Genomic DNA, 25,347 nt, shown 5'->3' on the forward strand with positions numbered 1-25,347 from the left:
CCGATACGCGTCTATCAAATTACTCTGAAAAATAGGATGTTTCCTGAGGTTACAACTAAAAAAAGATTTAGCTCATTGACAGTTTTTCTAAGCTACCTCTCTGCGAAGGTGCCCTTTCTATACGTATAGTGTAGTGCAGCAGGAGGGCATGTCAAAGATATTTTTAGGATAAATTAGTGTTTTGTGGGTTAAGCGCAGAGATCACAAACAGAGTACTAGCGAGTCTAACTTTTGATTCCAAGGGTAGAAACCCATCATTAACCATTTGTTTCACTGTTCGTGCGTAACTTCTCATGTGGAACGATACCTTGGGGTTCTAAGGATCGTTTTATCTGGACACATAGAATACAAATATTGCCAACTGATATAAAATATATCATAATGTCAATAATTTGACGTCTCAGGAATTTTTATGACCCATGAAACAACAATAAATGTTGCAGATCTATTTTGTGGTATTGGAGGCTTCCGCGTTGCTATTGAACAAGTATTATCTGAATTTGATTGTAATTTAGGGGAAGTTTTTGCATCAGAAATTGAAGAAAAAGCAGTACATGTTTATGAAACAAATTTTGGTGAAAAACCTCACGGTGATATTAAAAAAATAAAGCCTGATAATATTCCAAATATTGATATATTAACAGCAGGTTTCCCCTGTCAACCGTTTAGTATGGCAGGAAATCAACAGGGCTTTAAAGATAAAAAGAATGGCGATCTTGTTTATCCAATTTTTGAAATTCTTAAAATAAAACAACCAAGCATGTTTTTACTTGAAAATGTAGATAAAATTAGGTGCGGCAAATATAAGCATGAATATGAAACAATTAAAAATGAATTAACCAATGCAGGTTATGATATTTTTGATGATGTGTTAAATTCAGCAAATTTTGATTCTGCACAAACACGTAAACGATGGTTTTGTGTAGGATTTAGAAAGGATTTAAAAATTTCTAATTTTGCTTTCCCGACCCCCAATAACCGCCTAACTTTACTTAAGGACATACTGGATACGAACGATGTTGTCGATGAAAAAACTAAAAAAAGACTAACCCCTTTGATGAGCTCCATCATCAATGCACAATTCAAAAATCCCAAAAAAAACGCTGAACCACTAATTTTTGAAAAAGGATCTGAATATTTCCCAAAAAACTTGAGTCCTTACAAAGATGGAATTAAAATATATTTTAATAAACAGAAAAAAAATGGTAATCTTCTATCCATTACTGGTGACCGCACTACTCCTAACATAGATTGTAAAGCAACATGGTCAGGCTCTCAATCTCATGCCATTACCAAGCATTCTACCGAACCTCTTTGGGATATAGGAAGGCGTTTAAATCAAATAGAATTAAAACGTTTATTTGATTTTCCCGACCAATTTGATTTTGGTCAATGCACTGAAAATCACATAGCAACTTTATTAGGTAACTCAGTTCACGTAGGCATAGTAAAAGCAATTTTGCGAAATATGTTACATTGTTATTTGCAATTAGAAATAGCCCCTACTGCAGAAAATTTATCATCTAATCAAGGTATTACAAATGAAAACTCACATTCTTTTCCTCAATCAAGACCAGTAATACAAGATAACTCTACTTCACTGGCAGAATGGAAAGAAATATATACTCATCATAGAGATACAATTAATAATTCTAAAATCAAAAGAAGCAGTTCTTCTGCATTTAATTACACCTTTCCAAATAATTGTTTCAATAAATTATTTTATCCTGGTAATGAAAATATCAGTAATATTGCTCCTAATAAAAGATCTACAATAGGCCCTATTAGTATAAAACGGCAGGCTGGAGAGTCTGTAATAAATCTTGATACAGAAAATCAAGATAAAAATAAAAAAAGAAAACTAATGGATTCATCACCTGGCTCGATACTAAAACCTATACCAAGGCGTGTAGAAAATCACTTCAGTTTCTTTCCAACCACCACAATCACCGGATCTTCTCAGGGTGGAGCATTAGAACAAAGTGTTAATCGAAGCGAACAACCTTTTAAGCTTTAATACTGATCGGCTAAATGGCGGCGAAGCTAACTTAGGTTGCCAATGCAAAAATCGTGCGCCCTTTAAATAACTTACAGTGTAGAGCAACCGTTACTTGAGGAGGCGAGCATAGGCAGAAGTTCCCCCCATCGGATATCCTTGACGAGGTTGCTCCAAAGCAGAAAGCAATCTCATCAAGGATAAGAGAAAATTTATCTAGTTGATATTAACATCTTTCTGCAACATGCTGGAATCCTGGTTATTGCATACCGAATTTATATAATAGGTAAATTTTCCTGAGGTTCCCGGTAAAGATCGATCAGTCCAATTCGTTGGTGAGCCTTGCCAAAGTACTCGCTTTAGCCAGTCGCGAACTTGATAACTGGTTACCGGCAAACTTTGTACTGGAGCGGACCAACTAAGGCTGATGGATTTTTTATCACTGCTGTAATTGGCACTGATTTTGGTTGGAGGAAGGCACTGAGGAGTCTCAGGAATAATTACATCATACTGCACATCTGATGAGGCTCTATTGCTGCAGACCGAACTCAGAAAATAGGTAAATTTTCCTGGTGTCCCTGGCAGGGTAGTATCCGTCCAATTTAATTTATTATCTTTCCATAGTACTCTTTTTTGCCAATCCTTAACTTGATAGGCAACTACATTCGTACTATTCCCAGGGGTGTGCCAGGACACAGTAATATTCTTTTTATCCGGTGTATAAGATGAGGAAAAATCTATCGGCGGATTACACTGGTCCGCGGGAGTAGAACTGTCTATCTGATAAACTTTCACACTGTTTACCTTCATGCTGGCAGATTGCATTTGCGAATTCGGTGCTCCAGCATAGGGTCCTCCTACCGCAAGGTTAATGATAAGGTAATAGCCTCCATTGGGATCGTTAAACCCTCGTTGTAAGGCAGAGGCACCATCAGCAGGTAGAGAATCAGTTTTTAACGGACCCCAGGTTTTCACATTATCAATATAGCCTGTAAGGATATAGCCGCCCTTTTGACTGTTTGTATCTTGTTCCCATTCAAAACCCCAAGTGTGAGGGCTCGCATAGGCTAATTGAGGAAACTGATGTGAATCAAGAGAATAACCCCAGCCACGGCAATCTCCACCCCCACATTGAGAAGAGTTTCCGTTAAAATGCAGTGCAGCTGTGGTAACGTTAAAAACCGTGTTGTGGGGATAGGCTTCCATAATATCAATTTCACCATTTTGAGGCCAATTAGAATCATAGGTGGGCATCATCCATATTGCCGGCCATAACCCTTGATTGTAGCTGCTTGGATTTATACCTTGCTGACATAAGCCATCAATGCTTTTGGTACAGACCGGTAAATTGATGTTTACTTCCAGGTACCCATGTTTTATTTCTTTCGTAGTCCATACTTCTGAGGGTACTGGAGAGTTAAAAGGTGGTGAGTTAAGGTTAGCTCGCGTCATTATTTCTCCGCTTTTCCAAAAGCCGGTATTAATCAAATCTGCGAGTAACGTTAATTTTCCGTCCGTGCTCTTAATTGTTTTTGATGTATCATAGACATTAATTTCACCAGACATACGGTGATCATAATTAGTCGATGCATAATAATTGAGACCACTGCTTGCTTTATCTTGCAATATATCGGTAATTAATTGACATGTTTTTGATTGATCAAAGGCGCATGAAGCAGAAAAGGCAAGAGTACATGAAAAAACAGATGGCAAGACGAACAGCAAGTTTTTATTAATTATCATTAGTTTTCATCCTTATTGAGTGGGTATCTTTTCCTGTTAAAATTAATAAGATTATGATTATTAAAATAATCACTTTTAAATTGTAATAAAAAAATTGTCTGTTTGGCAAACCCAACACATGGCTTAGATATTTCCCGTGTCCTGTTTATGAGAGACAAATTAACTTCAAGATAGCCTTAAAATGTAATGAAATAATCCACTCAAGCAGTAATCGACGTCCGTTGGACTCCCTTAGAGAAACAACAAATAGTCCATGAGAGCTATCATTCAGGAGCAACGGTATCTTACGTTGCCGGAAACATGGAATACCCCCTAGCCAATTATTTTATTGGCGTAAATTAATGGAGAGCAGTGCATTGACTGGAGTAAAGGCTGAAGAATCTGTTGTACCCCAAAGTGAAGCGAATGAACTCAAAAGACGAATTAAGCAATTAGAACAAGTGTTAGGCCAAAAAACGTTAGAGAACGAAATACTACGTGAAGCGGTAAAGCTAGGCCGGGAAAAAACTGATCTCGCGGCAACCCTTGCTTGGTATAAGCGAATAGCCCTTGCTCTAGAAGTATCTCGTACAAAACTAACAGAAAGGCTTAAAAAAATGGAACCACGAAAGAACCATTACGTTAAAACCGAGGACAATAAACTGCTCCCTTATATTCGCGAAATCACGGACAAACGCAGCAGCTATGGCCTATCGAAGAGTCACTGTTTTACTCAACCATCGAGTGCAGTCTGAAGGCAGGTTAAAAGTGAACCACACTCGTGTATATCGCATTATAAATGCTCAATAATTTATTGCTTTTGGCTCCTAAGAAAAAGCCAACACGCGCGCACGACGGTATGGTGATTACTTTAAAAAGTAATACGGGTGGGTGCTCTGATTGCTTTACCATTCAGTGTGCTAACGGAGTAAGAGTTCATGTTGTTTTTGCTATGGATACCTGTGACCGAGAGGTTATGAGGTACGTTTCATCAGCTGTCGGCATAGATGACAGAACGATTAGAGACTTGCTACTGTAAGTATAGAATATCGTTTGGGCAAAATAGGCGTATTAGCAAAGCCAATACAGTGGCTTAGTGACAATGGATCTGGTTATACAGCTCGCGAAACAGTAGCATTTACTCGGACAACTTGGCTTTGATGTGAGAACCACGCCTGCTTATAGCCCTGAAAGTAATAAAATGGCTGAAGCATTCGTCAAAACGTTTAAGAGAGATTATGTCGCATTTAGTGATCCATTTGATGCGCTCACGCTCATGAGGCAGTTACCCGATTGGTTCGATAACTACAATGAACATGCGCCCCATAAAGGATTAAATATGATGGCACCAAGACAATTTATCAGAAGGGCTTTAGCGGGCTAAGTGGTCCGGTTTATAGGGGCAACTCAGTCTGATTAATCGTAAAACTAAACTGATGTGGTGCTAGTTCATGGACTCTGGAGTGCTTCGCTAGTTATTGCAAAGTCAGTAAACTTTTCAGATGGCGCATCATTATTCGACCAGTTAAAAAATAAAAATAGTTATAAATTGTACTGTCGTGTATTATATGTGTAAAATATCTACAATGGTTATATAAATGTTGAAACAACCAGAATCAGATGCAAGAGTCGCCTCATCTTCAAGACCCCCTAGGACACTTGGCCTCTTCGTTTCTATTCCCAATAAACCTCAACTTCCAACTGTTTTAGCAAGCATTAAACGAAAAGATTCACGTATTACTCTCCCTGATTTGTCGCCTGCTTCTCGAGGCATTCCTGCTCTTATTGAAGCATTTAAGGCACTTCCTGATGGATCTGATATCGAACTTTCAATTCATCAATTTGCGGTTAATCCGCATGCTGAGCCTAGAGAAGATTTAATTCAGTTATGGAATGCTGTCAAATATAAAGTTAAAACTATCATTTGGGATCAGAATAGTTTTTTTAAAAGTTTCGTGACTGGTTTAACCGAGGAAATGAAAAGCGATCCGCATGTTGCTCGTTGCGAATTTCAAAATTGCGATAAAACCAATTCTTGTTCTGCAGATCAGCCCAACCCAGGCTTTTCTTTTCCAAAACCCGAGGAGTTAAAAGCAATGACTTTTTTTAAAGGGGCTGCTGGGGAGGAAAGAGCTTCGGAGGAAGAGTGTGCTCATACAATGGTTTTGCTCAGTGAAGGCGCTAGAGGTCAAATGTAGTAGTTCCAATTTGTGATCACGCATCCTTAAATCTCTTAAGCCTGGTTACTAATCAGACCTAAGCATTATTGTTCAAAAAATTCAAAAATCGAAAATTGATAGTATATTAATACGCAGAGTTAGCTAAGGTAGAGAAGGCATAATTTTATTGAAGTTTAATTATAACTCTTTTTACAGAGATCCCGGCCAGAGGCTTTACGTATTAGTTATTACGTTTCATATCAACTCCCATAAAAAGGCCCTTTATTGGCCTAGTTATTAGAGAAACCATAAACCTTATGATTTATTTAAATTGAAAAGTAATCACACATGAATAAATCAGGTGCAAACGCGTCATAATCAAAATAATTCAAAAGACCATTAGGTAACTCCTGGCCTCCATAACAATCCTGAAGCAATTGGGAAGCAAAATCTACCTCACTGTCATAAACGCCATGATAGCTCTCTTCTAATAGGCCCTCCAGATTTCGCATTAACTCTTGCAGACGCATTCAGCTCCTCCCCTTCCTCATCACCGTTCGCCGTAGAAAATAAGTTGTTCCTTCCAATGCTAGTTTTAAAATACATACACTTGTCTTTACAGAGTACTTTGTTTTATATGCCGATGCGAATAAGTTTATGGCGAGACATATTCATATTGAGGAGCGCGAAAAAGCAAAATCTCAAGGGAGGTCCGTACCAGTATTTGATTTTGATTCGCATTGTATTTGGCAATATATACTGCAAGTAGGTGAATACCCGTATGAACAGACTTTAGTAGATTATTACAAGAGTCATAAGGATTTTACTGAAAAATATAAAGAATTTTTTGAAAAGACATTAAATAAAGATAAAACACTAGACAACGATATTAAACAATCATCTCATGGATTTTTTTTAACGAGCTCCTTAAAACCGCAAGATAAAACCCCAGCGTCTACTATAAATTTCACTATGTAATTCTTCACAATATTTCATCTAGGGGGAATAAATTGATGATGCAAGGAAGCTTTGACGTGGTCTAATAGATCTCTACATCCCATTAAGAAGGCACGATTCATAAGTTATGTTGGGTCTAATTCGCGTTTTCCCCAATCCTGTAATCTAGACTTACTCAAGATATTGAAGAGCAGGATATGTTATTCGATATGGACAAAATATTGGCACTTAAAGTCGCTTAACTATCTCATTGTCAGTTTGGGCTGGATATTCGGTAAAACCCTATGGTTTATTTCAATTGGATTTATCGACAAGGCTACCCCACCTGGATTATAAGGTGGCTGCATAATGGAACAAATACAGCTAAAAAATGGCTCAAAAGGTTTCAAGTCTACTTAAGGCACAAAATCCTAACTAGGATTATCTTCGCGATGTGTTCAGATTTGTGAGGGAAAATCTTAATATCGAAGTAACAACAACAGCCAAAAGAGCCTCTTTTAGACAAGAAAGTAGGCTTTGGAAATTCATCCCATTTGCTGTGGTTATAATTTTGTTTTAGTGAGGCTGGCAAGCTTGATCACCAAATCATCACATCCTAAAGCTTTCTCTTAAGATTTTGTCAAACGCATTAATATATTGCAGGATTATAAATACATTTCAATCGAATAACAGTGCCATGAAAATATGATTTTCATATGTTCCTTCAATACGCACCGCATTTTTATGAACCCCTTCTTTCACAAATCCAAATTGTTCATACATGGCAATAGCAGGCAGATTTTCCTCACGCACCGTAAGTTCAATGCGTGTTAATCCTTTTTGCTCTGCCTGTTGAATGGCGGCATGCATTAATTTCTTGCCAATGCCCTGCCCTCGATAAGCAGCTAATACGCCTATACCTAAAGAGCCAACATGAGCAAAAACAGGCCGGTCCAGTGAACTAATGTCACACCAACCAATAACACGCCCCTCGGAGAGCGCAATAAAATGAGGCCAATTTCCTTCAATATTTTGCAAGACAAAATCGCGAGTCGTGTTTATTGGCGGACCTTCGAGAAAAGCCAAATACTTACGTTCACGCGCTACACTATCCACAGCCGACCAAAATCCTTCAATATGCTCCGGCGCTATGGGGATTATTTCCACACTCATTAGATAAACCCATCCTCATTCTCTATATTGATTATTCATTTTAAATGGGTTTGGGGGAGTAGAAAATTCCAAGCTCCCCACAAACTCTAATCCATCATTTTTTCTTTCTAGCAGATGGCTTCATTGGTACTTTAATTTCCTTAGGATAATCAAAAGCTGAACCTGTGGCTACATCAATTCCACCACCAATAACCCCTCCAAATATAATATTACCAAAGATTAATCCTTTAAGCTTTGATTGTACTTGAGTCGACGATTTTTCATATCCAGGCTTTTCACAGGTAAGTACTAAATCCTTGTTGCTGCGATGAACCACTATACTATTAGGGGTGTGATCCACATACCATTTGCCTTTATTATTTTCTAAAGCGCAACGGGCATTTTCAACGGGTGGGGTAAGTACAGTGATTTTTTGCTGGTTGCCGCTCACAATAGATGCACAACCGGTTAAAAGAGAAAGGCTAAAACATGCCGAAGACACTAATGCTAATTTATTCATAATAACTTCCATTTCCATAAGTATTGGTTGCTTTTTCAACATAACCTGTTGATCATTCCAGTAAATCCTCAGTTCCATAACTTGAGAATTTTGGAGCGGGAAGAATACCAAGCTTTTACAAAAAAGCAATTGATATTTCTATAGATATGATGAGGCAAAACCAGATTTGTTTTTTTATGTGCAGTATGGTAAAAAAACCTCTTTGTTTCGCTGTTTATTCATCCTATATATGCCCTTAGAAGATAAAGTTACAACCAAAAATAGAGGTGCTTTAAGTAACCCTGAAGGCCGATTTGAAACGACCCAATATGAACGTTTTGATGATGGCTGGGATTTAGAGGCAGAACTCTTACCCGAAATAGAAACCGTGCTCTTATCAGAAACAGCCAAATCCATTATTTCTCATAATGACTCTCCTGACCTGCCTTTTGAACAATCCATCAACCCTTACCGCGGCTGTGAGCATGGTTGTATTTATTGCTATGCACGCCCCAGTCACGCTTATGTTAATTTATCACCGGGTATCGATTTTGAAACCAAGATATTTTATAAAGAAAATGCAGCCCAGCTGCTCCGCAAAACATTTGAAAAAACCAGTTATCACTGTAAAACGATTGTCTTGGGCGCAAATACTGATCCCTACCAACCCGCAGAAGCATCGCTAAAAATAACTCGCAGTCTCCTGGAAGTGTGTAAGACGTATAAACATCCAGTCAGTATCATCACTAAAAATTCCCTGATTGAACGTGACTTAGATCTATTAGCAGAGATGGCAGCAGACAACCTGGCCAGTGTAGCGATTAGCCTAACTACACTTTCTAAAGAATTAAAAAGAACTATGGAACCACGCACCTCCATGCCAAGCGCCAGATTGCGGGCAATCAAGCGACTTACCGAACACGGTATTCCCGTACGCGTACTGGTTGCTCCGGTTATCCCGATGATCAACGATGTCGAACTTGAAAAGATTTTGGAAGCCGCAAGCCAAGCGGGTGCCCAACATGCCAATTATGTCTTGCTCAGACTACCCCATGAGGTTAAGGATTTATTTAGAGAATGGCTCGATAAGCACTACCCGCAAAGGGCCTCGCACATCATGAGTTTAATTCAACAAATGCGCGGGGGTAAGGATTACGACGCAACCTTTGGCAAAAGAATGTCTGGGGAAGGCATTTTTGCGAGTTTACTAAAGAAACGCTTTCATTTAGCCTGCCAACGCTATCATTTAAATAAAACACCTGCGCTTGCTCTTGATGTAAACAAATTTGAACGCCAAAAAGAGGGTGGCAAACAATTGCTGCTGTGGGATGAAATGTATTAATAAGCATAGGCTGAGCTAAAAAGCTCAGCAAAGACCGCGCACGTGACGCTCTATCCATAATCGCCCCAAAAACCTCCGAATTTCCATTCCTCATCCCACTGAACTTAATCCCATTCTTTATGTTATAATTGATTTTTTTAACACCGGTTTAGGAATCCCATGCATACACTACCTCCCTGCCCCAAATGCAACTCAGAATATACTTATGAAGATGCTTCCTTACTGATTTGCCCCGAATGCACTTATGAATGGAGCCAAGATGAGCATGACGCGGATAAAAGCCAAAGCGATGAACGCATCATTAAAGATGCCAATGGCCAAGTGTTAAATGATGGCGATACCGTCACAGTAATTAAAGACTTAAAAGTCAAAGGCTCTTCTTTAGTAGTCAAAGTAGGTACCAAAGTAAAAAATATTAGACTGGTTGATGGCGATCACGATATTGATTGTAAAATTGACGGCATTGGCGCCATGAAATTAAAATCAGAGTTTGTGAAAAAAGGATAATTCCCCACTGGAGCTATGATGAAAGGATCTCATCACAAAAAATCAAAATTTCATCGTTTAAGTCACCTCAATACGCGCTGGCCGACTTGGCTTGCGCTGATTGTGTTTTGCTTACTCTACGAAGCCCTTCCCAAAGTATTTTATTGGGGACCACGAGGATTACTTATTGGGTTGGTAACCGTAATGCTGATCCCACTGATAATAGGTCAATGGCGCGGCAACTCCCCACTTAATCGCATTCTGGCTTTGTCTATTAATATCCTGATTACACTCTATACCATTTTTTCTGTCTGTCGCTTACTCCTCGCCACCTTCCAAGGACAAATTGGCCCCAACCATTTACTCGTCTCCTCCATAATTTTATGGACAACCAATATCCTGGTTTTTGCATTATGGTACTGGAGTTTAGACGCAGGTGGCCCAGTGCAAAGAGAACTCAAAGAAAGCGCGGGCTCAACCGCCTTTTTATTTCCACAAACACAACTTGCCTTAACGGAAACAGCTGGTATACCGAAATACATAAAAAATTGGAAACCTCATTTTGTCGATTATTTATTCCTCGCCTTTAATACCACTACGGCCTTTTCACCAACAGACACGCCGGTATTAACGCGCTGGGCCAAATGTATGTGCATGCTGCAAGCAATGATTTCCTTAGCGATTATCGTCATGCTCGCCGCCCGAGCAATTAATATATTGAACTCCGGTTCTGGCTATGTTGTTTCATAGAATAATCAGGATCGCGAACGATCAGGGTGAATTATTTTATACCCTAATAAAAATATAATAACCGGAATAAACATACAATGACCCAAGCTCCTAAAATCTTTGATTACGTCATCGTAGGTGGAGGCTCCGCAGGCTGCGTTTTAGCAAATAGACTTTCCGAAAACACCCATACCACAGTATGTCTCCTCGAAGCCGGACCTGCAGATACAAATCCATTCATTCGTATGCCTATGGGAATTATCATGGCCATACGGAGTAAAAAATTAAATTGGCATTTGTGGACCACAACTCAAGCTCATTGCAACAACAGAAGCATGTACTGGCCTAGAGGCCGAACACTTGGAGGCAGTTCCTCTATTAACGCCATGTGCTATGTACGAGGACATGCGAGTGACTATGATCACTGGGCACAACTAGGCAATGAAGGATGGTCCTATCAAGAAGTACGTCCTTATTTTGAAAAATTTGAGCGTGAAGAAAAGATTCATGTTGATAAACCTAAATATTTAAATCCCTTGATGCAGGTTTTTGTGCAAGCGGGAAAACAAGCAGGTTACCCACTTTTAGAAAATTATAATACAGAACTCCGCGAAGGCGTGGGCTATTTTGATGTCACCCAAAAAAACGGAAAACGCTGGAGCAATGCTCGAGGTTATTTAGATCCAATAAAAAATAGAAGTAATTTAACGATTATTACTCATGCCCAAGCAGTTAAAGTTCTTTGTGAAAACAAATGTGCTCAAGGAGTGCGTATTATAAGGAAAGGAAGCACTCAGGACATCCTGGCAAGCAAAGAAGTGATTCTGTCCGCAGGGAGTATCGGTTCCCCCCATCTTTTATTATTGTCAGGTATCGGTCCTAAAGCCGAGATAGAAAAACATGGCATCACGTTAGTGCATGATTTACCAGGTGTCGGAGAAAACTTACTCGATCATTTAGATATTCATATCACCTGCCTGGATAAAACACATAACTCATTTAGTTTTCTTCCCAGTGCGCTGTGGCGACATCTAAAATCATTAGCACTTTATTTATTTAAACGTCAAGGCGAATTAACGAGCAATTACACCCAGGCCGTAGGTTTTGCCAGAAGCAACTCCGACTCGGTTGCCCCGGATTTACAATGGCATTTTGCAGCCTCCATGTACACTAATAGTGCCCGCCAACTCAGGGATTTGTTTTGCCATTATGGTTATTTATTAATGACTTGTTATTTACATCCTAAAAGCCGCGGCACAATCAAATTACGCAGTGCTAACCCTATGGATATGCCTTTAATTGACCCCAATTATTTATCTGAAAAAGAAGATTTGGATGCGATGGTTATTGGCTTTCAAAAAGCTAGAGAAATTTTAGCACAACAAGCTTTTAGTCCTTATTTTGCACAAGAGTTTGAGCCTGGAGAAACAGCAAAAACAGAAGAGCAGATTCGTGAATACATTAAGCAAAAATCAGAAACCATTTATCATCCCGTAGGTACCTGTAAAATGGGTATCGACTCGATGGCAGTGGTGGATCCCAAACAGTTAAAAGTCTATGGGGTAGAGAATTTAAGAGTGATTGATGCCTCCATTATGCCCACCTTAGTAAGTGGCAATACCAATGCACCCACAACTATGATTGCTGAAAAAGGGGCCGAAATAATTTTAAACTCATCAACTTAAAGAGAGTTGTAGCATTTTCTGCTTCAATTTATTTCTATTTGTATTTGCTAATTAATTTAATTCGCTTTAAATTAAAATGAGCATTGTATAAGGAGATATCATGAAGCTAAAAATCGACCCGTCCAAAAGCCCGACATTTAACTATTTTATTATTAGAATAAATCACAATAATGGGGACAACGGCGCGAATAAACTCCACGCTTATAAAACCGCGATGGATTATGTCAGGAAACAATACCCCGATGCACTTGCCGGGAATAGTTATTGGCTTCAAGCAAAAAATGTCCCCTTAACCGATCTCTACTTTTTACGCTGCCTAACCTTCCGCAGCTATGTGCCACCTTATACAGATGAAGGCTTAGATGCTTTTAGAAAACAAGTCGAAGACTATGTGCAACAAAAGACAGTGATTGAAGGTGAGCCCCAACCCGCCTCTGCGGAATTTGGTTTAATTTAACTAGATGAAAATGTCATCATTGCGCGTTCTTCGAGAAATTTTTTACATTGATATTAAGGAGTTATGCTCTTGGGTTAGATTTTCGGAGCTTTTATCTAACTTTTGAGCTAATAACTCAGCCATACCCATGACCTTGGCATGATGCTCTGTTAATTCCTTATACATCATATGGGCATAGTCTTGATCTCTACATGCTAAATCAAACGAGCACTCGGGATAAGTGCTAAGTAATTCAGAAAGCGCTTTAAAAAACTCTATATCTTCAAAGAGCTCAAGCTTACGTTTTGCAAATAATTCTGGATCAGAAAAAAACCGCGGCTCATGGTTTAATGCTTGTGAAATTGGCTTAAGGTGCTCTACAAACTCACGAAGAGACTCGCAAATACGAGTTCGCTCGTTAAAAATTTTTTCACAAAACCCCACAAAAGACTCCAGTGCTAACAACTCCTTCTTTTCCTCTATAAGCATGCACTCCCTATTTCTGGCTAATGTTCCCGTAATAGATCCCCCAAAAATACCTAAGAATATACTGGCTGATATTAAAGTGAGGGCTTCAAGTAAGGGCTGACCTAAAACCATAAAGTAAAGATAAGCCGAACAAACAGACAAACTGGCAAACAGCAATTGTGGATAAAAAGTAGCGACAAAAAGAGTAAGGGAACGGCAAAGATTCAGACACAACAATCCCCAAGCTAAGGTTAATTTAGTGAACGCAGTCTGACACTTTTGAGAGGCATCATGAGCCAATGAAGCTGCATTCGCGAAATTCAAGGCAAATAAAGAAGTGGCTACTTCACCCAGAATCCTGAACATTTCAAGTATCTGCGAAAAACCAGAGCTTACATACTGCCATTGCCCAAGCCACATAGCGTAATTTATTTTTTTAAACTCATTAAAACTACGGTAATGATCAAAAAAATACGCCCCAGGCTGTTCCCACAAATTTGTTTTTAATTCATCTAGATATTTTTTTTTCTACTTCAGAGAAATTCTCAAACATGATCTTTCCTCCCTCATACAATAATTTTTGAGCAAAGCGATGGCTTGACGATTATGGGAGAGAGTTAAACAGATGGCTTTAGGATTGGTAAGTAAAAATGATTTTTCCATAATTTATCCATTCACAGCAGACTAAGAAGATTGCTTTTTCCATACCGATTAAGGTTGAAGCGTGCAAAGAATACACTCGTGAATTATTTTTTTCAATAGAGACACTATTAAACCCCATATTGAGAAAAAAAGTCTGCCCAGACGTTTTGCCACGTAACACTGGAATTCTTTTTCAACCTCATAGCTCATATTAAAAAACTCATCCAATACGGGATGAGAATCATAATATCCTTAAATTCTTCTTAGCCGCTAAAACAGTGGGATGTGAAGCACCTAACTTTTTTATACCAATAGCAATTGCCTTTTCAAAATAAGACCTGGCGATCTTTTTCTTACCCTGCTCAGAATACAAAGTGCCTAAATTGTTCATGTACGTCGCTAAAGAAGGATGGTCTTCGCCATGCTTTTTTTCAACAATTGCTATAGCTTGCAAATAAAGAGGCTCTGCTTGCTCATACTGATTTAACTCACCATAAACATAACCTAAGTTATTTAGGCTTTCCGCATATAAAGGATGCGCCTCCCCTAATGCTTTTTTCCTAATCGCCAATGAACGTTGATAAAGTGCCTCGGCTTTACCGTAGTTTTTTTCTTCCACATACAAGCCCGCCAAATTGTTTAGCCCATTAGCGATTAAAGGACTATCCGCTGGAAGTTTCTTTTCATAAATAGCCAGTGCCTGGTGATATAAAGATTCGGCGTTTTTGAAATTATGTCGTTTCACATAAAAAGTACCAAGGCTTAACAATGCATTGGCAGTGTTAGGATGTTCATTACCCAATTTGCTTTGGTAGAGAGTTACAACTTTTTGGTATAATTCCTCTGATTGCTTCGTCTTCCCTTGCTCTACATAAATACCCGCCAAATTATTCATATCTCGACCAATGGAGCGATGCCCCAGAGGAAGAAACTTCTGATCAATAGCCAGAGATTGCAGATATAATTTTTCTGCCTCCGCGTAACGGCCTTGTACTTGATACAGACGAGCCATATTGTTTAAGGTCGTAGCATACTCAGGGCCGTTAATTTGCAGCCCATTCAAAATTGCTAACTCTCGTTCATAAAGACGATTCGCCTTTTCATATTCCCCTATTCCCTCATAGGCTAACCCAAGATTATCTAAACTCGGAGTTAACGTGTAATCTTTAGAGTCAGTATGTTGCTCATGAATTTTTATAGCACGTAATAACAACGGTATTGCTTTATCATTTAAGTCTTGACGTATATAAAAATAAGCCAGATTATTAAGGGTCAGTGCCACACTTGGATGATTTTTTCCGTATAGTTCTTCTTTCAAAGCTAAAGCTTTACGATACAAAAACTCACATTTATTGTAATCACCCATATCGCTATAAAAATCAGCCATATTAGTAAAAAGCCCCGCTCTTAACTTCATGTTTTTTGATGGCTTTTTGCTTAAAATTTCCCGAGCCTCTTCATAGTACTTTTCTGCCTGAGGAAATTTACTTTGATTTTGATACACTGTAGCCAAAATAACTAAAAATGGACCTCGCTTAACATCATCTTTACTATACTTTTTATCAAAAAGTTTCAATGATTTTAAGGCATAATGCTCTGCCTTATCATACTGTCCTTGTTTGCTGTAATTCCTGGCAAGGAGATTTAATGCTCCTGCAGATGAATAACCCTCACCATATAACTTTTCAAAAAAGAACAATGCTTTACGTAAAAATTTGTCCGCTTGATTAAAGTTTCCTTGAATGTAATAGGAATACCCTAAATTAAAGCAGCTCATAGGTAAATGTTGAATTTCTTTATTTAAAGCAATCGTATAAGCCTGTTTTGCAAAACGTAATGCCTCTTTGCTGTAACCTAGGCTTTTAGCCTCCCAATAACGAACATTGACATCTTCCCATGGTGTTTTTTGCGCCCAACCGATGCTTAAAAATAAAGATAAACAAAAGGTGACCATTATTTGTTTATTTATTTGAATTCGCATGTTCTACCTACTTCGTTGACAGACTGATTAGATCTCGTTTGTTCTTCGCTCTTTACTTCCTCTGAAGAAGCAAAAAATGAATGCCGATTCACTTTTTTAGGTTCCTGAATAATTGGGGCTGGAAATATAGCTCCTATCGAATCCCCAAGCTCATTTGTTCTCTCAACAAACTTGGGGACAAGGTTCCCTAAATAATGAATTACTTGAGTATACCAAGCCGCCTGAGCATGCTCCGAGGCAAGATGCATGGAAGCTGCTGCAGCGTCATAGTTCCCATCATCTAATTGTTTACGCCCTTCCTCAACAAAAGATTTGCTTTGCTCTTGAAATAATTCAACGACCTTTTCATCATAAAGAAATGTATCCAAAACCCCTATCCCAACTAAAATCCAACCAATAGGACCAGCAAAAGCACCAGTAGCTGATTTTAAAGTAAAATTGATAGTCAGATCTCCAGCCGTATTTTTTATTGCCGTACCCCAAACATCCTCTTCCCCCCCCAGGGATGCACCATATAAGTTAAAAATAAAGCTAATATATATAGTGCCTCGACTCCCCATGTAAGCTTTAATACCAGCCCCGTCAGAAGAAGACAAGATTTTCGCTAACTTATCTGCTGAGTCAGCACCAATTTTTTTCGCGAGACGACCCCAAGTTTCCTCAGAGCTAGCTTTAACCACTAAGTTAATTGCAGATAAGATTTGGGTTTTAAGTTTATTTTCAAGCAAGGAGGTATCTTCTCCGTTCCTTTTTCCCTCGTCTATTTGATTTAGGGTTCCATTAATTTCACTTAGCTTATCATTTGGCGCCAAAGAAAGAAGCTCTTGCAAAGCAGCAGCCTCCTTTTCAGAAATCGGCTTTTCCAAATCCTTTTTATCTACATCCTTTTCCGTCTTTTCTCCGAACTCCTCTTCTTCTTCCTCCTCTTCCTCACGACGAGAAGGTAAAACAGGGTCTCTTTGCTCTGGAGACGTAGTTTCGGGAAGCCCTTTAAGCCCTAATGCAGTAGCTATTTTTTCTGCTCCAGATTGAATATTCGCAACACTTTTTTGCATGTAATCTGAATTAGTCACAGGCACATCCACGATCACGTGCAATTCATCGTTTTTAAGTACGGTTGCGCCATTTGCCGATTCGGTATGTACCTCTCCCACAACTTCTTTTATGACAATTTGAGCTCCATTTTCTCCATAGACAACAGGGGTATGTTCTACCTGACGATCTATTTTATCGAAGGTGACTTCCCCTACGGCAATGGCTTGCTCTCCTGTTACATTAGATGCTTGCTGACCAGCCAACCGTTGTAAATCATGCACATTAAGACTAACGCCAACTCCAGAATAAGATTGATGATCAACTACCTTTTCACTCACTAGTTTCGTAATTTCCACCACGCCACCATTAATCAGCATCTCACTACCGGTCATATGAGCTTCGTCGATGACGACAGAATGTCCTGTATTATCGGCAACATACACCCCGCTATGTTCTCTGACAACAGCGGAATTCCCTTTGCCCGCATAGGCGGATATTTGTCCAGATAGACTGACTTGGGCTGATTCTGTTTCCGTAGTACTGATATCCTGCTTGTCAATAATACTCAAATGCTCAATCTTTGCATCCAGGCTGCCGGCAATAATACGCGCACCATCAAGTGTAACCTGATGCATTGCCCCACCTTTATAGCCTAACTCCATATGGCCACCAGCAGACAGTTCTGCATTAACATGCTGTGTCGAAGTGGTGCGGGTATGTGAGTATGCGAGAGAAGCATCTTGAATTTGCCCCGTGGGAGAAACACCAACACTTTGGCTGGTAACCATTTGATCTACTGAAGAATGAAGCTCAGCAGATCGAGCAATAATTTCAGGAGCATTGACCACCATATTGCCCCCTGCGTGAACCCGCACCCCATTTTCTAAATCAATACCTTCTCCGGCTTCCAGATAAACATTGCCTCCTCGGTTGACACCACCTACACCTTGAGTTTGGTACTTAGTTTTAGTGGTACTTTCGGTCATTGTTACATTGATGGTAGGTGAAAACCCTCTTCCACCAGTACCACCTATTCCATAGCGTGCAAGTATTTCGCTGGTTAATGTATGATCGCTCAAACCGCGCATCAGACTACTGGTGGTGTTATATAAGTTAATCCCCAGATTGGATGCATTCGCTAAAAGCTCTGTCGTGTTATTGCTACCCAGCATGGAATTTAACTTGGACAAAGTAGCATCTTCCGCACTCATCGCATCATAAATTGAGCCACCACTTTTCCACGAGCTCCAGGCTCCCATTCCAGGCACAGAAACACCAATTCCTCGGGATTTTTCAATAACCTCATGATCGAGAAGATCAGTTCCAAACGAGATGCGCCCATGCTCTGCGCGCATATCCAAATCACCATTACCCGCAAAATATGCGCCACGGGCATCAATACTTCCTTGGGTAGAATAAATACGAGTCACCCCATTATCAACAAATAAAGTGGGAGCTACTTCCTCATGTTTTTCATCGGTTGAATGTTTTGATAATCCCCAGAAGCTACTTGAAGATTTATGTTTTTTAGTTTGTGACTTTAAACTATAAAGTAATACGGTATCCCTGGAAGAAACTTGCGTCCCACCTGGAGAAATAAAATGGGTTGCAACAGAGGTTACTCCACCTTCTTCAGCGACTAAAGTATTTATCCCACCAAAAGACTGAACATTTGAATGGCTAACAGTAGTCGTTGTAGTAACACTTTCACTGGATTTACCATACCAGGTTTTTGTTTTTTTAACCTTTGAAACATGGCTCTCTTGCCTTGCCTCGAAATCAATACCGTGTCGTCCGTAAATATAATTTGAGCCATTAGCGATGAAATTAGATGCATCAGACCGCACCATGCCATTGGCTTTCAAATAAAGACCAATCCCATCCGTGTCAGCTAAACCACCACCGCCTGCGATTAAGCCTGCATCAAAGGTAGTCACTCGTCCATAAGGGCCTCGATGGGTTGACACATTACATTTATTAATGATGTCCCCTTGAGCAATTAACTGAGTGTATGCTCCTCCACGAATAACCCCTCCACAATTCACAATATTTCCGCTTGTTGCCTCCATGTACGTTTCACTACGCCCGTTAATAACTCCGCTAGTGCCCATAGGTATACCCCAAGGATCGGGAGTGGGCTCTGTTGACTTGTCTTTATCCTTAGACCGAGGAAAAGGGGACTTGGGAGCACCACGACCTTTGCCCAAGGGACCACTTGGTTTCTTAGTGGGCGCAGGAACAGAGTCTGGGGTAATATTGATTATCTCACTGGCCTTAATAGACACTATATTCCCATTAATACCACCACCCACGTTATAAAAACCACCAACAGCCTCAAAGCAAGCCAATCCAGCAGCATAAATTTGATGGTTCGTTCTAATCGCTCCAGCAGATTTAACAAAAATGTTAGCGCCACTTAGTGTATTTAATAAATTAATATCCGTATCTGTGGAAATTAACTTCAACGTATAATCTGAAATATAATCAGAGTGCGTGGTAATACCACTAGCCTTTACCGTTAAATCACAACGTCGGAAAAAAGGTAGAGTAAGATCCATGTAATCCGTGGTATCCAATTCAAGACTACCAGAAACACCATAGCTACTGTATTGACCACTACCAGAAATAAATTGATTGGCATCGGCGAAATGCTTAATATCAAAAATAGCATTATCCAGATTGGATGAGCCATGTAAATTAGCGGTATCCGCTTGCACCGCAAAAATATTTCTAGTTGCTGTACCGGAGCGAGGTAAATCGGATACGGAGACTCTACCCGCATGTTCATAGTTTTTCGTGAAAAAAGTAGTCTGACCTTGATAAGATAATTGGCTGTAATCTACTAATTTATTAGTTGTAACGGTCGAATCTACTATATGCTCATGCCCATATTGGCTTAGTATCATATCAGTTACAGTAACATTGGAATGATCTAAACTTAACGTTCCATCGGCATTACCTAATACAGTACCATTAAATACCGATTTTTCCAGCGATAAATGTCCACCATGATGGATTTTAGTACGGTCAATACCTATGTCAAAACCTGAAAGGTGTGCGAATCCAGTAATATCCCCTGTTTGAGCAGAGACATAGCCATGAGTTAGATCAATTTCCGCAGAAGCACCTACCTCTAATAATTCGCATTTCTCCGTTTTCTCAACCCCATCCTCTTCAATGCGTTTACCATGGATGGAGGTGAAATCACCACCTGTAAGTTTACCATTTAACTGCACTTTTTTAGCTTCAATAGCAAAAATATGCTGGGGTTTAAACTCTTTCTTATCCTCAGGAGTGTCGCCTGCAAGGGGTTCACCTTTGGGGGCTGTAGTATCAGCCGACGTAGCTGAACTCTCTTGGGGAACAAATAATTCGTCCTCTGCAGTCTTTTTTCCATTGATGGAAGAACCCGCCTGCAAAGTAACTGTTTCTGCTTTAACAGAAAGAAGATGTTGATAGTCTACCTTCCCTCCAACCTGGAAATGATCGGTAGTAATCCAGGTATCATCAGATTTGAAGTCGGAGGTTTTTGTAGTTAGGAATTCATCACTATAGTGAAAACTGGTTTTTTGAGAATCAAGAACACCGGTTGAGACAAGGCTCTTTCCCGTTAATGCGCTTTGAGTTACCTTGGTGCTGGATGTTTCGCTATCACGAAATTGGGTAACTTCACCAGAACATCTATCGAAAACCTGAGTATTATTTTGCTGTAAGGAATCAATGTCTAAAGAAAAACTATCCAAATTCACATGGCCATCATTCACTACCTGATGACCCGTAATGGAACCATAACTAAGCGTTATATCTGCATGCTCACCAATAACTAGCTTATCAAATTTGGCAGGCTTCTGCGCTGTGTCCTCTGACGTACTCACCGGGGTAACTTCAGATGGAGAAGGCTCAGGCTTAGTTTCTATACCCTGTATCAGCGTATAATCTCCACCGCTTATAGTGCCATCAAGCTTGGCTTCTTTTGCTTTTATTTGCAACACATGATGAGGATTAAACTCTTTTTTGACCTCTGTGGTCTGTTCGTTAGTTCCTTCACCCGGTTCTGTTTCTAGCACTGCCTCTGTCGTTGGTGCTTCTTGTGTATCTTCCGTTGTTTGTGCTGGTGCCACTTTAGGTACAAACAACTCCTCATCTGACGTTCGCTCACCTCGAATCACGGAATCTTCAGTCAATAGAACCTTATCTGCTTCGATAAAGAGGCCTTCTTCATGTTGTATTTTGCCAGCAATGGTAACATCATGAGCCTTCAGAGAAAGATGAGAAGTATGGGCAGTAAAATTCTCACCCAGTTTAATTTGATGTTCATAATCCAAAAATGTTCTTTGGCCCTCGAAATATCCCGTTGACTTATAATCAACTCCCGTAACAACCATATCAGAAAACTCAGTTACCGCATCGTCAACATCAGTAAATTGATCAATTTTCGCAAAACCATGGCTTAAATGTAATTTACCTTCCTGCTCAAGCGAGTCGACAACCACATATGCTTGCTCTCCACCCATTGAGCCGGTATTCACAGTTCTATTGGCTCTATAGGAAAAACGATTAAGCCCTTCTAATGATCCTTCGTTATAACCATATTGAGTAGAAAAATTGGCATCCCCACCTCCAGACCAGCCGCTATTAAAAAATATCTGATTATTTATATTATGGGAGAATGCCGAAAACTCCGCTCCAGAGTTAAAACTAAAAAGGCTTCTCTTTGAAGCATTGGGCACTAAGACTCCTCCTAAATTGAGGTTAATTAAGGAATCATCACTATAGCTACCCAAAACTGCTCCTGCTGAACGCATTCCAAAATTTTTATAATCAAAGCGGGAAGCAGCTGACTTAATATCATAAAGTGATAGGGTTGTATCAAAAGATGTACTTTGAATAGACGCAAAATCGTCACTTAGATTGGGCATCTCATATGAAGCAGCATAAGCCAAATTCGCAGCACTATATGCTGTAGAAAAAAGTCCTTTTAAGCAACTTAGCTCAGCCATCAGCTCATGAGTTCGCAGCTGCCTATAGTGATCAATGTTAAACTCTGAAATCTTGTGATAAAAACTTTTACCAGTGCTGATAAGCCCTGGAATCATTAGACCCAAATTAATTGCATTACTATAACCAGGGATTAATGTGCTAACAGCAAGTTTAGCTACTGATCCCAAATTATTTAAGTTGAAAATGTCGCTCGCTTTTCCAGCCAAATTAGGTGTAATTAAACCCGCATTGACTGATAATAAGGTAGTATTTGAATAATTATTTGCGGCAATAAGACCCGCATTCGCCCCATAAAATCCTGCTACGGATAATGATCTTTTAGCATAGGTTTGGCCTAATACATTAAAGAAATTACTATGGATAACCATCTCTTCCGCAGAGAGTGAACCAGAGTTAAATACTTGAGAATCGAACCCCAAGAGCATATTATCGGCCCAAAATGAGCCTTTATTAATCAGATCACTTCCGATAATTTTCAGCTTTCCAGACAGATCAACAGTTCCTTCATGTTGATAATGGGCAGCCTCAATAAATAAGTTTCCTGTTCCCTCAATCGAGCCTTCTTCAGCAACAGTTAACTCATGATGCACATGGATGAAAGGCATTGGCCCTTCTTGTTTTGATTCGAGGTCTGTTTGCTCTTGATCCGCCTCTTCCGTGGGCGCCTCATGTACTGCAAGTGAGCCCCTCACGTGCATGTCATGCGCCTCAATTTGTGTCACTCCCACTATAGCTACGGATGCATCAGAAAAGACTTCTAATTCATTTTGAGCAGTAATAGCCGAATTAATCGCATCCATCGTGCCAAAGATCGATATAGATTCGCCTGTCAACGCCGCTTTTTCTAATTTGACGGAGGCCTCTAATGCAACATCAATTAGTCCTTCAACCGTTACCATAGACATGGAATGAGCGGAAAATTGATCATAAATAGACAATTCTTTTGCCGATAAAAGACTAGAACATAATTCCGTACGCCCTAATGCAGTAAATTTTTTAGCATGAACCGTTGAACCCGTGCTGATAATAGTTGAATCAGCCGTATTTTCGAGTTGAGAATCAGCAGCTAAAGTACTCTCTCCTGTCAATATAAGCGTGGAATGATCCATCAGCTCTACATCAAAAGCCCCTAATACCGAACCTTGAGATAACTCTACTATACTCCTCTGTGAATTAAACTTATCCTGAATAACAAGAGTACTTGTTTCAAATTTAATACTTGCATCTTCTTGTTTTAATCGTTCGCACCAAACTTTCGAGTCTTTGGCTTTCATTGCTCCTTGCGAATGTAAAAGTCTTACCTTCATTACACTATTATCTTCTAATTCGATTTGGCCATTAAGGTAATTTCTGATGTCATCATCGGTAATGAATTTTGAGTTTCTAAGCCTTAAGCCAGCATGAAGTAGATGACTTATCTTTTTCTCGGAAACGCCATATATTGTCGAGTTTTCAAGTAGAATATGGTTAGAACATTCCAATATTGCAGTCGTAAAACCACAACCTATAAATAACGCGGGCTCTTCGGCAGCACCGCCATTTATTTCCAGATATTTTGAATTAGAAAATAAAGAATTAATGTTTGCTTTTTCAGAAGTAATTTTCAAGGAGTCAACTTTAAAATGAGCTTTATCAATAACCAGTGCACCATTCAAGGTTAAAATATCTCCAGAAATACGGGATTCCCTTAAATCAGTAGCTCCATTGAGCTCAAGTAATACTTCCGAAGAGATAACAGAATTTTTACTTGTTAATCGACCCTCTATTGTTCTTAAGTATTTGGTCTCAATATCGGCTTTTTCAAATAACAATCGTCCCATAGATTTTATCGAAGCATCTGCTTTAAGCTTTGAGTCACGAATAATCGTCTCAGCCTCTTCATCTACAAATAACTCTTTAATTTCAATTACTGAATGGCCATTAAATTCTAAAGATCCTGCATATACGTTACATACTGCTCCTTTATAAGTACTGTCATGGATCGAAAAATCATGGCCATGCATGTAAGTTATTGGGGCAATAAAAAGACAATTTTTAAGTTCTGTTAGGGCTTTATTGTCATGAGTAAAATAATCCGAAAGCTTTATCAGAGAGCTTTTCGCATCAAAAATACCCTGTTGCTCGACGTGCTGGGCTTCCAAATGGCATTGATCAAGCGCCAACTCGCCTTTATTTTCTATTTCGTTTAAAGAGGACTTTGTATTAAAAACATGAACTACAGCTTCCTCATCAATAGCTAATTGCTCATCAACCAGAAATAGCCCCTCCTCTGGGAGATCAGAATTTCCGATACGAGCTTGAGTATCTCCTCGAAGGTGTAAATTACCCGTATGAATATGATTGGCCCCTAGAAACCTAAAGGTAGACAATTCAGATTCCTGGCCCCAAATTAATGATTTCGAGGTTAAAAAACATTCATTATTGACCCGAAGGTCACCCTTCATTTCGCTCTCAATAGAAACGAGGCGTAACTTATCAACTAGCGTTTTAACGGAAGCATCTTGTTTAAAAAATTGCGCACTAACATCAAGTTGTCCTGAAGTGTGTACATCGGCAGCTTGATGAACATAAGCGGCATCAATAACTAAATTTTCTGATTTGACAGGTGCTAAAAGGCCTATACCTTGACGCGCTTTTAATAGAATAGAGCCTTGAGAGGTAACTTCATCATCCAACCACAGTGCTTCTGCATCAATAGCGAGTATTGATTCCATTTCCAATTTGCCCTTTATATATACAGGGCCTTTCGCATTAATAAAACACTCTTTTGTTTTAAGGTCTGCAAATAGATTGAGTTGCTTTTCAGTATAAGATTGAACTATTAATTTTCCATCGGAAGTAGAGTGCCATTCTAAAATTTTAATGCCATTATCATAAAGTTCACCATGAGTTTTGGTTCCAATGATACTATCCGTAATATTATACTCACCATTTTGGTCCGGCTGAATTGCAGCACGAGCATGTTTCTGACTGAACTCAAACCAATCAATATCAGATAAATAATCAACATTTACTTCACGGGGTAATACTCCAAGATCATGCGTTCCAATAGTTAAAACTTTAATTGCACTTGCCATT

Annotated in this window: 15 protein-coding genes and 1 pseudogene; 9 read left to right on the forward strand and 7 right to left on the reverse strand. The window is 39.4% G+C overall.

What is annotated here, in order from left to right:
* The first annotated feature begins 412 nt into the window (after window positions 1–412).
* Entirely contained in the window at window positions 413–2,017 is a 1,605-nt protein-coding gene (gene dcm, locus ACD661_RS04990; RefSeq protein ID WP_400186750.1) for a DNA (cytosine-5-)-methyltransferase, read from the forward strand.
* Window positions 2,018–2,212: 195 nt separating this feature from the next.
* On the opposite strand, the gene ACD661_RS04995 is transcribed toward dcm, so the two are convergent.
* On the reverse strand, window positions 2,213–3,739 hold the full coding sequence (locus tag ACD661_RS04995; protein WP_400186751.1) for a glycoside hydrolase family 16 protein: 1,527 nt from the start codon (window positions 3,737–3,739) through the stop codon (window positions 2,213–2,215).
* 210 nt (window positions 3,740–3,949) lie between these two features.
* Between ACD661_RS04995 and ACD661_RS05000 the strand changes: the two are divergent.
* Together ACD661_RS05000 and ACD661_RS05005 are read left to right on the forward strand one after the other, a co-directional pair.
* Window positions 3,950–5,102, forward strand: a pseudogene (locus tag ACD661_RS05000) (IS3 family transposase).
* Window positions 5,103–5,316: 214 nt separating this feature from the next.
* Window positions 5,317–5,916: a hypothetical protein gene (locus ACD661_RS05005; protein ID WP_400186752.1), complete on the forward strand. Its 600-nt coding sequence runs from the start codon at window positions 5,317–5,319 to the stop codon at window positions 5,914–5,916.
* A 287-nt stretch (window positions 5,917–6,203) separates the two neighbouring features.
* On the opposite strand, the gene ACD661_RS05010 is transcribed toward ACD661_RS05005, so the two are convergent.
* Complete coding sequence (locus tag ACD661_RS05010) at window positions 6,204–6,407, reverse strand: antirestriction protein ArdA (RefSeq protein ID WP_400186753.1); 204 nt, start codon at window positions 6,405–6,407, stop codon at window positions 6,204–6,206.
* A 127-nt stretch (window positions 6,408–6,534) separates the two neighbouring features.
* Here ACD661_RS05010 and ACD661_RS05015 point away from each other — a divergent pair, with 127 nt between their 5' ends.
* The gene (locus tag ACD661_RS05015; RefSeq protein ID WP_400186754.1) at window positions 6,535–6,855 is read left to right on the forward strand and encodes a hypothetical protein; all 321 of its coding nucleotides are present in this window, start codon (window positions 6,535–6,537) and stop codon (window positions 6,853–6,855) included.
* Between the two features lie 636 nt (window positions 6,856–7,491).
* Here the strand turns inward: ACD661_RS05015 and ACD661_RS05020 are convergent.
* A complete protein-coding gene (locus ACD661_RS05020; RefSeq protein WP_400186755.1) occupies window positions 7,492–7,986 on the reverse strand; it encodes a GNAT family N-acetyltransferase in 495 nt (164 codons plus the stop codon).
* Window positions 7,987–8,080: 94 nt separating this feature from the next.
* Complete coding sequence (locus ACD661_RS05025) at window positions 8,081–8,485, reverse strand: hypothetical protein (protein WP_400186756.1); 405 nt, start codon at window positions 8,483–8,485, stop codon at window positions 8,081–8,083.
* A 229-nt stretch (window positions 8,486–8,714) separates the two neighbouring features.
* Here ACD661_RS05025 and ACD661_RS05030 point away from each other — a divergent pair, with 229 nt between their 5' ends.
* The 5 genes from ACD661_RS05030 to ACD661_RS05050 all read left to right on the forward strand — a co-directional run bounded on the left by ACD661_RS05030 (window position 8,715) and on the right by ACD661_RS05050 (window position 13,163).
* On the forward strand, window positions 8,715–9,806 hold the full coding sequence (locus tag ACD661_RS05030; RefSeq protein ID WP_400186757.1) for a PA0069 family radical SAM protein: 1,092 nt from the start codon (window positions 8,715–8,717) through the stop codon (window positions 9,804–9,806).
* Window positions 9,807–9,965: 159 nt separating this feature from the next.
* Complete coding sequence (locus ACD661_RS05035) at window positions 9,966–10,313, forward strand: zinc ribbon domain-containing protein YjdM (protein ID WP_400186758.1); 348 nt, start codon at window positions 9,966–9,968, stop codon at window positions 10,311–10,313.
* Between the two features lie 15 nt (window positions 10,314–10,328).
* Complete coding sequence (locus ACD661_RS05040) at window positions 10,329–11,042, forward strand: hypothetical protein (RefSeq protein ID WP_400186759.1); 714 nt, start codon at window positions 10,329–10,331, stop codon at window positions 11,040–11,042.
* Between the two features lie 77 nt (window positions 11,043–11,119).
* Window positions 11,120–12,706 (forward strand): GMC family oxidoreductase, encoded by a 1,587-nt coding sequence (locus ACD661_RS05045; RefSeq protein WP_400186760.1) that lies wholly within the window; start codon window positions 11,120–11,122, stop codon window positions 12,704–12,706.
* Window positions 12,707–12,806: 100 nt separating this feature from the next.
* Complete coding sequence (locus ACD661_RS05050; protein ID WP_400186761.1) at window positions 12,807–13,163, forward strand: hypothetical protein; 357 nt, start codon at window positions 12,807–12,809, stop codon at window positions 13,161–13,163.
* A gap of 42 nt (window positions 13,164–13,205) precedes the next feature.
* On the opposite strand, the gene ACD661_RS05055 is transcribed toward ACD661_RS05050, so the two are convergent.
* From ACD661_RS05055 to ACD661_RS05065, 3 genes are all read right to left on the reverse strand, one after another.
* Entirely contained in the window at window positions 13,206–13,976 is a 771-nt protein-coding gene (locus ACD661_RS05055) for a hypothetical protein (protein ID WP_400186762.1), read from the reverse strand.
* A gap of 517 nt (window positions 13,977–14,493) precedes the next feature.
* The gene (locus ACD661_RS05060; protein ID WP_400186763.1) at window positions 14,494–16,233 is read right to left on the reverse strand and encodes a tetratricopeptide repeat protein; all 1,740 of its coding nucleotides are present in this window, start codon (window positions 16,231–16,233) and stop codon (window positions 14,494–14,496) included.
* A complete protein-coding gene (locus ACD661_RS05065; protein ID WP_400186764.1) occupies window positions 16,218–25,346 on the reverse strand; it encodes a hemagglutinin repeat-containing protein in 9,129 nt (3,042 codons plus the stop codon). Before ACD661_RS05065 ends, ACD661_RS05060 begins: the two co-directional genes overlap by 16 nt.
* Window position 25,347: the final 1 nt, after the last annotated feature.

It is taken from the genome of Legionella lytica, from assembly GCF_044626755.1.
In the GTDB taxonomy this organism is placed as follows: Bacteria; Pseudomonadota; Gammaproteobacteria; order Legionellales; family Legionellaceae; genus Legionella; species Legionella lytica_A.